Annotated in this window: 11 protein-coding genes, 1 tRNA gene and 3 rRNA genes; all 15 read right to left on the reverse strand. The window is 34.2% G+C overall.

What is annotated here, in order from left to right:
- Nucleotides 1–2 precede the first annotated feature (2 nt).
- The 15 genes from OCU47_RS16700 to OCU47_RS16770 all read right to left on the reverse strand — a co-directional run bounded on the left by OCU47_RS16700 (nucleotide 3) and on the right by OCU47_RS16770 (nucleotide 16,603).
- A complete protein-coding gene (locus tag OCU47_RS16700) occupies nucleotides 3–689 on the reverse strand; it encodes a hypothetical protein (protein ID WP_261829744.1) in 687 nt (228 codons plus the stop codon).
- Nucleotides 690–691: 2 nt separating this feature from the next.
- Entirely contained in the window at nucleotides 692–1,600 is a 909-nt protein-coding gene (locus OCU47_RS16705) for a LicD family protein (RefSeq protein WP_261829745.1), read from the reverse strand.
- A gap of 23 nt (nucleotides 1,601–1,623) precedes the next feature.
- On the reverse strand, nucleotides 1,624–3,090 hold the full coding sequence (locus OCU47_RS16710; RefSeq protein ID WP_261829746.1) for an oligosaccharide flippase family protein: 1,467 nt from the start codon (nucleotides 3,088–3,090) through the stop codon (nucleotides 1,624–1,626).
- Between the two features lie 76 nt (nucleotides 3,091–3,166).
- The gene (locus OCU47_RS16715) at nucleotides 3,167–3,910 is read right to left on the reverse strand and encodes a peptidylprolyl isomerase (protein ID WP_261829747.1); all 744 of its coding nucleotides are present in this window, start codon (nucleotides 3,908–3,910) and stop codon (nucleotides 3,167–3,169) included.
- Between the two features lie 196 nt (nucleotides 3,911–4,106).
- Nucleotides 4,107–5,195 carry a glycosyltransferase gene (locus OCU47_RS16720; RefSeq protein WP_261829748.1) on the reverse strand — a complete coding sequence of 363 codons (1,089 nt, stop codon included), beginning with the start codon at nucleotides 5,193–5,195 and terminating at the stop codon, nucleotides 4,107–4,109.
- Between the two features lie 237 nt (nucleotides 5,196–5,432).
- Nucleotides 5,433–5,508: transfer RNA gene (locus tag OCU47_RS16725), tRNA-Phe, on the reverse strand.
- Nucleotides 5,509–5,516: 8 nt separating this feature from the next.
- Nucleotides 5,517–5,634 (reverse strand): 5S ribosomal RNA (gene rrf / locus OCU47_RS16730).
- A gap of 135 nt (nucleotides 5,635–5,769) precedes the next feature.
- A 23S ribosomal RNA gene (locus tag OCU47_RS16735) occupies nucleotides 5,770–8,671 on the reverse strand.
- 570 nt (nucleotides 8,672–9,241) lie between these two features.
- On the reverse strand, nucleotides 9,242–10,315 hold the full coding sequence (locus tag OCU47_RS16740) for a glycosyltransferase family 4 protein (RefSeq protein ID WP_261829749.1): 1,074 nt from the start codon (nucleotides 10,313–10,315) through the stop codon (nucleotides 9,242–9,244).
- 290 nt (nucleotides 10,316–10,605) lie between these two features.
- A complete protein-coding gene (locus OCU47_RS16745; protein ID WP_261829750.1) occupies nucleotides 10,606–10,938 on the reverse strand; it encodes a DMT family transporter in 333 nt (110 codons plus the stop codon).
- Complete coding sequence (locus tag OCU47_RS16750; RefSeq protein ID WP_261829751.1) at nucleotides 10,931–11,278, reverse strand: EamA family transporter; 348 nt, start codon at nucleotides 11,276–11,278, stop codon at nucleotides 10,931–10,933. Before OCU47_RS16750 ends, OCU47_RS16745 begins: the two co-directional genes overlap by 8 nt.
- Nucleotides 11,271–12,623: a DUF6020 family protein gene (locus tag OCU47_RS16755; protein ID WP_261829752.1), complete on the reverse strand. Its 1,353-nt coding sequence runs from the start codon at nucleotides 12,621–12,623 to the stop codon at nucleotides 11,271–11,273. Before OCU47_RS16755 ends, OCU47_RS16750 begins: the two co-directional genes overlap by 8 nt.
- Nucleotides 12,616–13,563 (reverse strand): glycosyltransferase family 2 protein, encoded by a 948-nt coding sequence (locus OCU47_RS16760; RefSeq protein WP_261829753.1) that lies wholly within the window; start codon nucleotides 13,561–13,563, stop codon nucleotides 12,616–12,618. The genes OCU47_RS16755 and OCU47_RS16760 overlap by 8 nt, the downstream gene beginning before the upstream one ends.
- A gap of 285 nt (nucleotides 13,564–13,848) precedes the next feature.
- Nucleotides 13,849–15,363: ribosomal RNA gene (locus OCU47_RS16765) — 16S ribosomal RNA — on the reverse strand.
- Nucleotides 15,364–15,646: 283 nt separating this feature from the next.
- Nucleotides 15,647–16,603: an L-lactate dehydrogenase gene (locus tag OCU47_RS16770; protein WP_261829754.1), complete on the reverse strand. Its 957-nt coding sequence runs from the start codon at nucleotides 16,601–16,603 to the stop codon at nucleotides 15,647–15,649.
- Nucleotides 16,604–17,023: the final 420 nt, after the last annotated feature.

Consider the following 17,023-nt stretch of genomic DNA (forward strand, 5'->3'; position numbering starts at 1 on the left):
GCTTACCTCTTTTCCTCAGTATCCAATTTAATACTAGATTTTATACTTTCTATATCTATATTGCTTACAACACCATCATTCTTTATAAGTACACACAACTTGTCTTTTAACGGATATTTAGGATCTGTATAGCTTATTCCATTAAAATTAAGTATATTTACAGATTCCAATTGCCCCTTTGATAAATCTACTAAATGAACAAATCCATTAAAAACATCCTCTTTTTTTACTAATTTATAAGTATCCTTGGGCTGCTTATACACTTTCACTGCACCTTGCACTTTAGATTCCACAAAGTTTGCTACATCATTACTTGCTATAAGGTAATTATCAGATTTAGAATTTAAATCAATATTAAAAATATTTTTTTCTTTCTTTGCTATTGGAACTATATAATCATCTTTTACTTCAACAACTTTGTAATTCTTCAATTGTTCCTTTGTTATACTAGACTTGTATTTTACTATAACATCACAATCCTCTTCATCATCAACTTTTATGCTGAAGTTCTTGTGAGAAACCTTCCCTATAGCGTTTACAATATCTTTTCTATCGACAGTTTCCCTGTCAATTGAAGCCAATATACGCTTGCTTTCTACACTTTTGGCTACACGTGGCATTAAATTATATGCTGCTGAAATAATTAATACTATGAAAACAAATATAAAATATAACTTGTTTTTTTTCATGGTTATTTCCTTTCATTCACCTTATTCTTATTTAACTGTGGAATTATCTCTAAATTGTGGTATATCCTTTCACTTTCTGGTGGCATCTGCATATAATCCCCAAATTGGTCAACTAAAGATCTATGCCAATCATTAGGAACACAGAATTCAAAATCTTCAAATGGTAACTTTTTAAGTGGGAAAATAGTCTCAGTATCTACTCTATTGGTAAAGTATAAACTTCCAATATAGTAATCTAACTTACCACTTTCCTTATCTTCAACCTTTTTAGAACGTTTATCACATGAATTTCTAATCATTCTATTAATTCTTTTTTTACCCATAAGAACTACAGGAAAAGTACATATCTTTATAACTAATCTAATTATATTCTTTAAGAACATTTTAAAAGACTCTACTTTATAAAAAGGTTCTTTTATCTCTGTATATAACGCATGCAATGAATTCATTTGATTTCTAACTCTCTGTACTTCTTTTTCATCTTCTATAACATACTGCATAGGAAATATATCTACAAATATTCCTTTATGATAATTTCCAGGTCTATACTCTCTTAAATAACTATTGTTATCCTTTACCTTTATCCAAGGAATAATATAATCCTTATCTGTTTCTAAAGTTTGAAGGAACAAATCATCTGGCAAGTTTTCTTGTAACGCTTTCATTGCCTTATCATAATCTGCTTTTAGAATAGCTATATCCATATCATCATCCCATGGTATGAAGCCTTTATGCCTGATTGCTCCTAATAATGTTCCTCCAATTAACCAATATGTAATATTATTATCATCCAGAATTGTAGACACTATTTTTAATATTCTAAGCATAATATACTGTGCCTGCTTTAAGTTTCCTTCCGCCTCATATTTTTCTCTTTCATCAGGAAACATTTGATTAAAATCCCTCTTCATTAATTATCCCCCTACATCATATATTATCTAGCTTTCTTAGTTATCTTCTCTAGTAAAGTTAAGAAAACACTATCTTTTGTAAAATACAATATTCCCATGTATAGTAGTCCATTTACTGATACACCTATTATTGCCATTAATAATGTACTTAAATTTAACCCCCTAAGCAACAATGTAATTGGTATAAATAATAGAGAATATACAAAATACTTCATCTTTTCCCAATTAAAAATATTAAACTCCATTTTCAGCTTAGTTCTAATATAAATATACTGCATCACTATTAATATAAAATTAGATATAGTTGTCGTTAAAATAGCTGTTACTGGTGTAAAAGTTCCTAACTTACTTAAAGCAATTTTAAAGATCACATTCAAAACTCCACATACCAATAAAAGTTTAAATAATACAGTTTCTTTTTTCTTTACATACATAATTTGATTTGTAAATACTGAGCCTATCCCTGTAATAATTAAATATATTGAAAATATCTGCAATACATTAATTGCTCCTATGAACTCCTTATTTCTTGCATATAACAATATAGTTTCTCTTGAATATAAGCATAATCCTATACCTACAGGAAATAAAAACATAAAGCATATAGTTGTTATTTTTGATAATAACTTTTCATATTCTTCGTTTCCTTTCTCATATATTACATTAGATAACCTAGGTACAGTTACAGCTACAATTGATAATATCATTGGAGTAATTAAACTTACTATCAGTTGAGGTGTATTATAAAGTGCTACAGATGAATAAAGCCCTTTTTTAGAAGAAGCTCCTAATAGTACTTTATCTAATTGTGTATATAGTATATCTGCATTTGCAATAACTGCTATATATGCTAAAGGTCTTATATGTTTCTTTATTTCTATATTAGAAAAATCAAATGGAATTGATCTTTTAATATACCAATAGCTTATAATATTATTCAAAAAAAGATTAAGTGTGTTAAGAAAAACATAGATTAAAAAATCATTCTTAGTTCTAACCAATGTAAATAATAGAACTATATAAATGCATCTATTCACTATAGTTTTTATAGTTATAAAGTTATAATTCTCTTGAGCTTCATTTAGCCACTCAATATAAAACAAATGATGAATCATATTTATGCCATATAAAATAGCTACTGGATAAATAAATTGTCCCTTGAATCTAACAGTTATGAATGCGAAATAAACTACAGCTACAACCAAATGTGTTACTACGCCAAATATAAAGAAGCTAGTTAACATTTGAGCAACTTTTTTCTTATCATTTCTAATTCTGCTTATTTCCCTTAGAGCATAATTGTACATACCAAAACTTGCAAAAATCATGAAATAATTATATATTGATTCACTATAATTGGCAGTACCCATTAAATCTGCCCCAAATATGTTTAGTGGATATGCACCAACTATTACCGGAACAGCTATGTTAAAGACTCTTAATAATATGCTGTAAATAGTATTTTTATATATTGATTTTTCATTGCTCATTCGTTATATTCCTTTCCAACTATCTATGGACTAACAGATAGCATACTAATAAATTAGCATGCTATCTAAAAAACTGTTATTTATATTCTACCCCATAGTTTGCTGACAATCCTTTAAGAAAATCAAAATATTTCTTTTGTTGTCTTTCTTGTAATAACTTAGATAAAACCATAGTTTTAACTTCATCAAAACTCTTAGTACTTTCTTCATATTTTGAATCTACTTGAACTAAGTGGTATCCAAATTGAGTTTTAACTGGCACACTTATTTCTCCTATTGGCAATTGAAATGCTGCTTCTTCAAATTCTGGAACCATCATTCCTTTTGAGAACTCTCCTAAATTTCCACCTTGTTCTTTAGAAGGACATGAAGAATACTTTCTTGCTGCATCTTCAAAGCTTAACCCTGCTAAAATTTCTTTTCTTATTTCATTTGCTGATTCTTCTGAATCTACTAATATATGCTTTGCTGAAACTCTAGCTGGTTCTACAAAAGCTTCTGCATTATCATCATAATACTTTTTAACTTCTTCTTCTGTTACTGTAACTTCTGAGATTAATTTATTTATTACTACTTGTGTTAATAAGTCTGCTTTTATCTTTTCTAATTGAACTTTATATTCTTCAGATTCCTCATAATTATTTTCTCTTCCGAATTTGTTAACCAATTCAAATCCAATCATTTGTTCCAAAACTTGTTTTTTCCCTTGCTCTGATTGAAACATTCCTTGTTGTTCAGCTGGATATCTTGCTATAACCTCATTCAAATCACTTTCTCTTATTTCTTTTCCTGCTACTATAGCTATAACTTTATCTTCCATAATATTTCTCCTTCGAATTTTAACTTTTATAGTTGAACACATTATATCATACCATAATTAATAGATATTTTATATTCTTTATTTTAAAATTCATTTATTTGTAACTTTCTTGTATGCAAACTAAAAAGAAGCCTCAGAAAAATATTCTTCTTAATTTAGCTTCTTCATAGTTTACCCTTATTTAAATGCAAATATTTTAGTCAAATAAATCTTCTATTTCATGCATAACCTTTTTAATATCAAAAAATTCTCGTCTTTCCATTGCCTTCTCAGCATATTTATTTCTAAGTTCCTCATCAAGAATAAACTTCTTTAAGCCTTCATATAATCCTTGCTCTGTGTTTTCTACTAATAATCCATACTTTCCTTTATCTAATAACTCCATTGGTCCAGCAACATCAGTTGATACTACTGGTTTTCCCAGTACTAAAGCTTCTGCTATTGCTAGAGAAAATCCTTCATATCTTGATGAGCATATAAAACCATCTGAATTATTTACTATCCTATATGGATTTTGCTGAAATCCTAATAATATAAATGTATCTTTAACATTATATTGTTCAATCATTTCTTGCAATTTATCTTTTTCTGGTCCCTGACCTAATATCTCAATTTTATGAACTAGTCCTTCATCAATTAATCTTTTGTGAACCTTTAACAAAATATCATATCCTTTTTGATATGTAAGTCTACCTACACTAGTAAATGTTAATAGATTTCTCTCTTCTCTTTTTTCATCTATTTTCTTCATTATATCTGCAGAATCTATAGGGTTATATATAGTCTTTAATTTTCTATCTTCAATATTTTTAAACAAAGTACTAAAAGATTCTTTTACTTGATTGGATACACATATAATTTTATCAAAAGGCAAATATAATTCTTCATTTTGAATTCTATGTATGATTGGTTTACTTTGCAATCTATCTATATGAATCCATGCTATCTTTTTAGATTTTTTATTTGGACTATGAGCTACAAAAAATACAGGACTTGCATCTAAAAATGCAACTTCCACATCATATTGTTTTTTTACTACTTTCTTATAAATACTTCGATGAAATAAAATTGAATATACCTTTTTGAATGGCTTATTTTTATAATCATTATATATATTTAATATATTTACTTCTTTAGGGACATCCTTTAAAAATGCACCACATTTAAAAATTAATAGCAAATCCACTTCAAATCTAGTATAATCCATATTCTTTAATATATTTATTAAAACTTTTTCTGCACCTGCTCCTTCTAAAGTATCTATCACAAATAATATCTTTTTCATTAATCCCACTACCTAACTTATTTAGTATTTTTTTATCAATGGATACGTTTATTCTAGCATGTTATAAATCTTATTACAATAATTATTGTTCTACTTACCCTGTTACTGCAATTAATATGCTTATCTATTTTAACAACAGTTATCTCCCTATATAATATTGTCAATAAAACTGTTTTTTAATTACTTACTAATTAACTATTGCATAATAAAAACACCTAGTATATTCACTAGGTGTTTTGGTGGCTCGAACTGGAATCGAACCAGTGACACGAGGATTTTCAGTCCTCTGCTCTACCGACTGAGCTATCGAGCCATATATTTACCTGGCGACCACTTACTCTCCCACACAGTCGCCCATGCAGTACCATCAGCTGTAATTGGCTTAACCATCCTGTTCGGAATGGGAAGGGGTGTAACCCAAAAACACATCATCACCAGATGCTTAATTTGCAGAAATTTTATATTTCTTTGCAAATTTGTACTCCTCAGCTTTGCTGAGTGAGTTTCCTAAAAGAACTTTTATGTTCTTTCAAAATTGCACACAAGTTTTATCTCTTTTTGTTAATCTATTTTATTGGTCAAGCCCTCGATCTATTAGTATCAGTCAGCTAAATATGTTACCACACTTACACCTCTGACCTATCAACCTTGTGTTCTTCAAGGGATCTTACTAGCTTACGCTATGGGAAATCTCATCTTGAGGTGGGCTTCACGCTTAGATGCTTTCAGCGTTTATCCCTTCCCGACTTAGCTACCCAGCCATGCTCCTGGCGGAACAACTGGTACACCAGAGGTCAGTCCATCCCGGTCCTCTCGTACTAAGGACAGCTCCTCTCAAATTTCCTGCGCCCGCGACGGATAGGGACCGAACTGTCTCACGACGTTCTGAACCCAGCTCGCGTGCCGCTTTAATGGGCGAACAGCCCAACCCTTGGGACCTACTTCAGCCCCAGGATGCGACGAGCCGACATCGAGGTGCCAAACCTCCCCGTCGATGTGGACTCTTGGGGGAGATCAGCCTGTTATCCCCGAGGTAGCTTTTATCCGTTGAGCGATGGCCCTCCCACGAGGTACCACCGGATCACTAAGCCCGACTTTCGTCCCTGCTCCACTTGTAGGTGTCGCAGTCAGGCTCCCTTCTGCCTTTGCACTCTTCGAACGATTTCCGACCGTTCTGAGGGAACCTTTGGGCGCCTCCGTTACTTTTTTGGAGGCGACCGCCCCAGTCAAACTGCCCATCTAACAATGTCCCGTCACCAGTTTCATGGCGCCCGGTTAGAATTCCAGTACTGTCAGGGTGGTATCCCAAGGGTGACTCCACCAAGGCTGACGCCCTGGTTTCTCAGTCTCCCACCTATCCTGTACAGACAATACCGAAACTCAATGCTAAACTACAGTAAAGCTCTACGGGGTCTTTCCGTCCAATCGCGGGTAACCAGCATCTTCACTGGTACTACAACTTCGCCGGATTTACAGTTGAGACAGTGCTCAAGTCATTACGCCATTCGTGCGGGTCGGAACTTACCCGACAAGGAATTTCGCTACCTTAGGACCGTTATAGTTACGGCCGCCGTTTACTGGGGCTTAAGTTCATACCTTCGCTTGCGCTAAGTATTCCCCTTAACCTTCCAGCACCGGGCAGGCGTCAGCCCCTATACATCAGCTTTCGCTTTAGCAGAGACCTGTGTTTTTGCTAAACAGTTGCTTGAGCCTATTCTCTGCGACCTACTCTCGTAGGCACCCCTTCTCCCGAAGTTACGGGGTCAATTTGCCTAGTTCCTTAACTGTAATTCTTCCGCCGGCCTTAGGATTCTCTCCTCACCTACCTGTGTCGGTTTGCGGTACGGGCACTATTTCTCTCCCTAGAAGCTTTTCTTGACAGCGTGGAATCAGATACTTCGGAACCGTAGTTCCTTCCCCATCACACCTCAAGATTGTTGCGACGGATTTGCCTATCACAACTCTCTAAGTGCTTAGACTAGCATCCAATAGCTAGCACATCCTATCCTCCTGTGTCACTCCATCGGTAATAACGATTAATAGTGGTATCGGAATATCAACCGATTGTCCATCACCTACGCCTTTCGGCCTCGGCTTAGGTCCCGACTAACCCTCAGCGGACGAACCTTCCTGAGGAAACCTTAGGTTTTCGGCCTGTGGGATTCTCACCCACATCTCGCTACTAATGCCAACATTCTCACTCGTAATCAGTCCACCGCTCCTTACGGTACGACTTCAGCCCGATTACGACGCTCCCCTACCCATCAGTATAACTGATGCCGTAGCTTCGGTGGTAAGTTTGAGCCCCGAACATTTTCGGCGCAGGATCTCTCGACTAGTGAGCTATTACGCACTCTTTTAATGAGTGGCTGCTTCTAAGCCAACATCCTAGTTGTCTTGGAAATCCCACATCCTTTTCCACTTAACTTACACTTTGGGACCTTAGCTGACGATCTGGGCTGTTTCCCTTTTGACCACGGATCTTATCATTCGTAGTCTGACTGCCGAACTAATAGTATATGGCATTCGGAGTTTGATAAGGTTCAGTAAGCGCTATGCCCCCTAGCCCATTCAGTGCTCTACCTCCATTACTCATATTCGACGCTAGCCCTAAAGCTATTTCGGGGAGAACCAGCTATCTCCGAGTTCGATTGGAATTTCTCCGCTATCCACAGCTCATCCCATGGTTTTTCAACACCAACGTGGTTCGGTCCTCCACGAGATTTTACTCTCGCTTCAACCTGGCCATGGATAGGTCACCCGGTTTCGGGTCTACAGCATGCAACTAGTCGCCCTATTCAGACTCGGTTTCCCTTCGGCTCCGTACCTTAAGTACTTAACCTCGCTACATACCGTAACTCGTTGGCTCGTTCTACAAAAAGCACATCATCACACTCATATGGTGCTCTGATCGGTTGTAGGCACACGGTTTCAGGTTCTATTTCACTCCCCTCCCGGGGTTCTTTTCACCTTTCCCTCACGGTACTTCTTCACTATCGGTCATCAGGTAGTATTTAGCCTTGGGAGGTGGTCCTCCCTGCTTCCCACAAGGTTTCACGTGTCTCGTGGTACTCTGGAGCAGAACTATGATCTTCTCGTTTTACTTACAGGACTATTACCTTCTACGGTGTAGCTTTCCAGCTATCTTCAATTACGATACCTTCACGTTATGTTCTGTCCGCAACCCCAGAGATAAATCTCTGGTTTGGGCTCTTCCGCTTTCGCTCGCCGCTACTTACGGAATCGAGTTTTCTTTCTCTTCCTCTAGGTACTTAGATGTTTCAGTTCCCTAGGTTTACCTCCATACAACTATTTATTCATTGTACAGTACATGGGGTTTCCCATGTGAGTTCCCTCATTCGGAAATCTCCGGATCACAGGCTATGTGCGCCTACCCGAAGCTTATCGCAGCTTATCGCGTCCTTCATCGGCTCCTGATGCCAAGGCATTCACCATGCGCCCTTTGTAGCTTGACCTTTTGTCAAAAATCAGCTTCGTATTACTGCGTCAGTTTCCTCACTCCAGTGCTCACTTACCTAAGTAAGCTCCACGCTTCGTTTCGTCACTTTCTTGTACTACTCGCTTCTTTTTGCCAATGCAACAAAAAACTAACTTCGTATTACTTTGTCGCTTTCCTCGCTGCGCTGCTCACTTACCTAAGTAAGCTCCGCTGCTCGCTCGTCAGCTCCGCGTACTACTTGTTTCTTTTTTGTTGATGTGTTATTAAAACACATCGTGCCTATCTTAACAAAGTTACTAAATCTAAATTCGCATTTGAATTTGACATTTGAGATATTACATTAATGTAATTTATATACTTGTATGCAATTTTCAAAGAACATTTTCCTATAAATTAATATTAGAGAAAAAATAATAATCTTTACTTTACCAATTTATAATCACTACATTTCCGTAGCGACAAATGTTATTATATAAAGATATAAAAGCATTGTCAATACTTTTATATCTGTTTTTTATAAGTTATTTATAATTTTCTAAAATTCCACCAAAATCAAACACTTATTTGACTTCAATATATAATAAAACTACTTTAATGTATTCAATATTTCGTTCCATTCTTTAATAATATTATCAATAGAAAATCTCTTTATATTTTCCTTAGCATTTCGTCCCATATCATGTCTAAGTTCATCATCTTTCATTAATTTAATTAACTGATTAGCGAGTTTATTTGTGTCATTAGGTGACACTAATAATCCATCTTCATTTTGTTTTATTATATCTCTAGGACCTGTATGACAATCAAAACTCACAACAGGCAACCCAAATGACATTGCTTCTAATAAAACCATAGGAAATCCTTCAAACCTAGAACTCATTACATATATACTTGCATCAAGATATTCTTCAGCTACATTATTTATAAGTCCTAAAAATTCCACACTATCTTCTACCTGTAGTTCTACAGCTTTATTTTTTACCTTTTCAAACTCATCACCATCACCTGCAATTCTAAGTTTCCATTCGTTATCTTGCTTTTTCACCTTAGCCCAAGCTTCTATTAACATATCAAATCCTTTTTGAGTGTGCATTCTTCCAACAGAAAGAACTACTTTATTATTCAAATTGCTATACTCATTAGGATAAAACACTAACGGATTAGATATCGCCTTAACTTTTGCCTTACATTTTAAAGATTTTTCATAATCTTCCTTATCCTCTTCGGTCAGAGTAACAATATAATCAGATGTCCTTGCTGCAATCTTTCTAGCAATATCTCTTAATTTTGTTCCCAAATTAGTTCTAAAGTTAAAATGTTCCCATGAAATAACTCTTGTCTTAGTTCTCTTTGTGGCAAGTACTGTAAAGATTCTTAAAATTACATCCACCTCTACCAACAAATCAAACTTGTATTTTTTATTTATTTTCTTTAACTCTCTAACTATAGGAATAAAGTTTTTCTTATTATCTCCAGAGCCATTCTCAAGGTATATTGTATTTATGCCATCCTCCAATTTAAAAGCTGGCCCTTCACACTTTACTAAACTCATCATATATACTTCATGGCCTTCTTTAGCCAAATTATTTGCTATTATGCTTGATACTCTTTCTGTACCACCTGTATGTGATATATTCACACAAAAAAAACATATTCTCATTTTTAAATTCCTTTCTCCGCAAAATATCCCAAAGAACTAATATATTAATCACTCAAGTATATATAACTTGTTAATCAATAAAATTATACTCTACAGTTATACTCATTTCAACTTTTGAAAATCAACAAAAAATAAAACATAAATCATGCTAAAATTCATAATTTATGTTTTACAATTGCTGTAATATATATTTAGAAAAACCTCATCATATAAATTTAATTTGTATTTTTAATGATCAACAATATTACTTCATCATAAAAATATTAATAACATTAATTAAAATTTATACATTATAAAGTTATACAATATGCTCCTATAAGAATTAATGATACACCAATAAGCTTTTTCTTTGTTATTTTTTCTTTCATAATGAAATATGAGATTATCATAGTCCAAATATATGTTATAGATGTAATAGGTAAAACTACAGTGTATTTCAAATAATGCAACACGTATATGTTTAAGAGTGCACCTACAAAATATAAAAAACCACCTAAATAAAAATTCCAATCTGTAAAATATCTAAAGAAACTTTTATTATTGTTAGTGACTCTTTTAAAAAACATTGCGCCAAAAGCTCCCATAAGTGTAAATATAGGACATAGTAAATAGTACTTATTCATCTCCGCCTCCAATTAAAACTACACCAATAATTATTAGTAAAATACCTACATACTGAAAAGTGGATATCTTTTCTTTTAAAACAATCGTCCCAAGTACCAATGCAAAAACATATCCAAAACTAAGCATAGGATGAATTACAGATAAACTTCCATGCTTAAAGGCTAAAATCATTACTATAGCTCCTATACCATACAGCACAAATCCCAAAAATAAGAATATAATTTTATTTGATGAAGATAACTTCCAAAATAATTGTCCCACTGATGTCATTAAGGAAGCTAAAACAATTAACATTATCCCTATTTTATTATTCTTAATTGATTGTATAAACTTATCCATTTTCAACCTCTCTCATTTTCGTTCCTTTTATAAATAGCATAGGTGCTGTGATTAAAAGGACTGTGTAATTTGAAAATAAATATCTAAAATCTTGAGCTGGTATAGTTAACACTAAACTTAGTATATTAAATACTACTGGACTCATTATTAATAGCAATTTTATATTCCTATTTTTTACAAACGCAAACAGCATTAATATAAAAAATAAATACATTGGGATTGCTGGTCTCCAAAAACTTCTATGCATTCTAATTCTTAAATATAGATTTAAAATCTTATCTGATATGGATCCTAAAATCTTAGTACTCTTTATTCCTAACGTATTGTTATCTATAGGATAAGCTATATTATTATTTACGAATCCACTAACTGGATTCCATATTAAGTTGGACAACTGCACATATGCTTTTACTGTTTCCATTGGAGCAGATTTAAATATACTAAACCATAACCCAACAAAACCTATGGTGTCTTGATTAATTTTCTCCCTTTTAAAGTCTTTATCAAACTTTATATAATCTGTTGTATACTCATTATAATCTTGCCCCCATTTTTCATAAGGTAAGATTTCACTCATTTTAGCTTTATCTGCTTCACTAATTTTATTTCCTTGATATTTAGCAGTTCTGCCTATAGAATTAATTAATACACAAAAGGTTTCACTTTTAGAGCCTGGTTCTACATTAAAAAGTTTATATATAGGACCTGTTACTATTACTTGTGTTATTAATGCTAAGCTAAATATAATAAACACCCTTTTTCTATGCTTTTTCAATAAAATAAATAATAGCATCAACGTCATTATTCCTGGTATAATTCCATTATGTCTGAAAAGCATAGTTCCTATGGTCACTATAAATAATGCTATACAAAAGCCTTTCTGTGAAAGTAAGCTGTCACCTTCAAAGTAGATTCTAATCATCAATATTGTTAATAGCGTAACAAAAATAACATAAATTATATCCTTCCAAATACATACTGTCATTACTGGTATCTCAGGCAAAATAGCTGCTATCACGCTAATTATTATAAGCTTAATTTTATCCACTCCATATTGTTTAAACAATGCCAAGCCATATCCAAGTACTAATGACATTAAAATAATTTGAACAAGAGCTACTGCTGCTGGACTGTACCATACCTTAAGAATTAACATCATAAACCATGTATGAATTACAGGATGCCAATCTCCAAAGTCATGATCCTTTATTTGGTACCATTGACTCAAACTATCTGAAGTCATAATTCCAGGATAAAATCCAGCTAATATAATCAAAGAAACTATTGTCAATGGTATCGCAAAAAGTACAGTCCACTTTAATGTAGAGTAATTCCTTTTACTCATCCCTTAAACTCCTCTCTTGCTCTATATCTTTATATCTATTCAAATTCAATTCGTATGCGGCCCTATCATTCTTTACATTATTATCCAAAATTATTGCGCAAAGTAATGATATACTTGCTAATACTACAAAACCTACTGCTAAAATAGCTGAAGGGACCTTTCTTATAAATCTAAACTTTATAAATTCATCAATTACAGGTACACCTGTCAAAACACCTAATATTAACAAAATAATAAATAATGTTGTAAAAAATATCATAGGCTTATAATCTTTAAATAAACCACCTATTGTCTTTAATACTTTAAATCCATCACTAAAAGTATTCAATTTAGAGAAACTTCCTTCAGGTCTATCTCTGTATGCTATAGGAATTTCCTCAACTAAAAACTTTCTATGCAATGCATGGATAGTAATCTCTGTTTCAATTTGAAATCCATCACTTAATACAGGCATATTTTTCACAAACTCTTTATCAAAAGCTCTATATCCAGTCATTATATCATTTAGTTTACTTTTAAATAGAAGATTTATAAATGTTTTCACCATATCGTTTCCTAAGTTGTGAAACTTTCTTTTATTCTCTCCTTTATACGAACCATTAGACAATCTATCTCCAATAGTCATATTTGCTCTTCCTTTGGCAATAGGGTCTATTAATTGATGTACAAATTCTGCTGGATAAGTATCATCTCCATCCACCATTACATATATATCAGCATTAATATCTCTAAACATAGACCTTACAACATTTCCTTTTCCTTGTCTATATTCTCTTCTTACAATAGCTCCATGTTCTTTAGCAATTTCTGAAGTTTTATCCTTAGAATTATTGTCATAAACATATATTTTAGCTTCTGGCAATTCATTCTTAAAGTCATCAATTACTTTTCCAACCGTTTTTTCTTCATTATAACATGGTATTAAAATTGCTATTTCCAAATAATTCACCTCATTTCAATTTTTAAACCATTTTAATATTACCATAATTAATATTATAACTCCATCATATAATATAAAATAAATTTATAAAGAATTTTGCTTCACGAACTTTGATTTTCTATTTTAAATTTTCTTCAAAATCTAACTTTACTATAATTGACAAAAAAAATAAAACACATTAGACTAATCTAATGTGTTTTTTAAATCTCTCAAAATTAAACAGAGGATAACCAGTCTTCGTTTTTATCCAAGTACATGTTTCCATCACTTAGATGTTCTCCATAGAAAGGAGGTGATCCAGCCGCAGGTTCTCCTACGGCTACCTTGTTACGACTTCACCCCAATCGCTGACCCTACCTTCGGCCGCTGCCTCGCTTACGCGTTAGCTCACGGACTTCGGGTATTGCCAACTCTCATGGTGTGACGGGCGGTGTGTACAAGGCCCGGGAACGTATTCACCGCGACATTCTGATTCGCGATTACTAGTAACTCCAGCTTCATGTAGGCGAGTTTCAGCCTACAATCCGAACTGAGACAAGTTTTTGAGTTTTGCTCCACCTCACGGTATTGCATCTTTTTGTACTTGCCATTGTAGCACGTGTGTAGCCCTAAACATAAGGGGCATGATGATTTGACGTCATCCCCACCTTCCTCCTGGTTAACCCAGGCAGTCTCGCTAGAGTGCTCAACTAAATGGTAGCAACTAACAATAAGGGTTGCGCTCGTTGCGGGACTTAACCCAACATCTCACGACACGAGCTGACGACAACCATGCACCACCTGTCTTCCTGTCCCCGAAGGGACTTCCTCGATTAAGAGTAATGCAGGAGATGTCAAGTTTAGGTAAGGTTCTTCGCGTTGCTTCGAATTAAACCACATGCTCCGCTACTTGTGCGGGCCCCCGTCAATTCCTTTGAGTTTTAATCTTGCGACCGTACTCCCCAGGCGGGATACTTAATGTGTTAACGGCGGCACAGAAGGTTGGACCCTCCTACACCTAGTATCCATCGTTTACGGCGTGGACTACCAGGGTATCTAATCCTGTTTGCTCCCCACGCTTTCGAGCCTCAGCGTCAGTTATTGTCCAGAAAGTCGCCTTCGCCACTGGTGTTCTTCCTAATATCTACGCATTTCACCGCTACACTAGGAATTCCACTTTCCTCTCCAACACTCTAGACTTCCAGTTTGGAATGCAGCACCCAAGTTGAGCCCGGGTATTTCACATCCCACTTAAAAATCCGCCTACGCTCCCTTTACGCCCAGTAAATCCGGACAACGCTTGCCACCTACGTATTACCGCGGCTGCTGGCACGTAGTTAGCCGTGGCTTCCTCCACAGGTACCGTCATTATCGTCCCTGTAAACAGAGCTTTACAACCCGAAGGCCTTCATCACTCACGCGGCGTTGCTGCATCAGGGTTTCCCCCATTGTGCAATATTCCCCACTGCTGCCTCCCGTAGGAGTCTGGGCCGTGTCTCAGTCCCAATGTGGCCGATCACCCTCTCAGGTCGGCTACGCATCGTCGCCTTGGTGAGCCGTTACCTCACCAACTAGCTAATGCGCCGCGGGTCCATCTTATAGCGGATTACTCCTTTGATGATTCTACCATGCGATAAAACCATGTTATGCGGTATTAATCTTCCTTTCGGAAGGCTATCCCCCTCTATAAGGCAGGTTACCCACGTGTTACTCACCCGTCCGCCGCTAGATCGTCTTCCGAAGAAGACTTTCTCGCTCGACTTGCATGTGTTAAGCACGCCGCCAGCGTTCGTCCTGAGCCAGGATCAAACTCTCAATTTAAGTTTCAAGTTTAATCTTAGCTTTCGCTTAAAAGAATTGCTGGTCTTAAAAAAGTTCATATGAACTATTAGTTTCCTCTGTTTAATTTTCAAAGATCATTTTATCGTGTCACTACTAGCGACTCGTTTATCTTATCAAATATTTCATATACTGTCAACCCATTTCGAAAATATTTTTATAATAAATCTAAAAAATTTATAAGATTACAAAAATTCGATATCTTTTTATAGAAGCCCATCCAAATAGAATTAGTTTTCTGCTTGAATGGGTTTCTTACTTTATATTAATATCCTAACTTGCTTATATAATCTCTTATCACCTTTGCTGATTTATCAAACTTCTCTTCTTCTTCTTTAGTCATATCAATAACTACAACATCTTCTACCCCATCTATTCCGATTATAGCTGGAACAGATATTGCTATAGGTTTATCTTGATTATAAACCCCTTCTATTATTGTTGATACTGGAATAACTCTCTTCTCATTATGAAGTATAGACTTTATTATTCCAACTGCTGCTGATGCAATTCCATAATAAGTAGTTCCTTTTCTATTAACAACATCCCAACCCAAATTAGCTGTTTTCAGTACTAAAGCATCTAAATCTAAAGCTCCATATGTATCTGGATTTTCTTCTCTGATTTTAGAAAAAGGTTTTCCCCCAACATATACATGTGACCAAGGTACCATTTGTGAATCCCCATGTTCACCCATAGAATATGCCTGAATACTTCTTGGATCAACTCCCAACTGTTCAGATAATAATGATTTTAATCGAGCTGAATCTAAAGATGTACCAGTTCCAATTACCTTATTTCTAGGTAATCCAGATAGCTTCCAAACATGATACGTTATAATATCTACAGGATTTGATATCATAACAAAAATCCCATTAAATCCAGAGTCCATTATTGGATTTATGATTGATTCTACTACTTTAGCACTCATTTCAAGCGTGTCTAATCTTGTCTGTCCTGCTCTTGGTGGTGCTCCAGCTGTTATAACAACTACATCTACATCCTCACAGTCCTTGTATTCACCTGTTTTTATTTGCGTTCTACTGGAAAAATACTCAACACCATGTGAAATATCAAGTACTTCACCAAATGCCCTTTCCTTATTAATATCAATTAAAATAATTTCTTCACAAACACATTGATTTGCCAAACTAAATGCTGTACTAGATCCCACTAACCCAGTGCCCACAACAGCTACTTTTCTTAATTTGTTTACTAACATAAACTATAGCCCTCCTAATAGTTATTCATTAACATTATATGTCTTTTATCATTTTTATTTTATTATTAAATAAAACTCTTTTCAGTATATAGTGTGAAATAAAACTCTTCTCTTGTAAAGGGCTTTTTAATGTTTTTACAATTTTAATGTACAAAACTGCTTTTCTTTAATTTATTTATAAATTTCACCTGTTTTACTTATATTATTAATTGATTATAATGCATTTTTATAATACTAATTTTAATATACTTGCTAATATATTTCTTAAATTGATTTAATATCATTTGCACTAATTGTATAATTATGTTAAATACAATAAAATAGTAATGTATTTAATTTATAAAAGTGTAGGCAAACACAATTAGAAATTATAAAATGTGCTATTAAAAATAAAATAGATGCATAGATGATTAAAAAAAC

This window comes from Clostridium sp. TW13 (assembly GCF_024345225.1).
Lineage (GTDB): Bacteria > Bacillota > Clostridia > Clostridiales > Clostridiaceae > Inconstantimicrobium > Inconstantimicrobium mannanitabidum.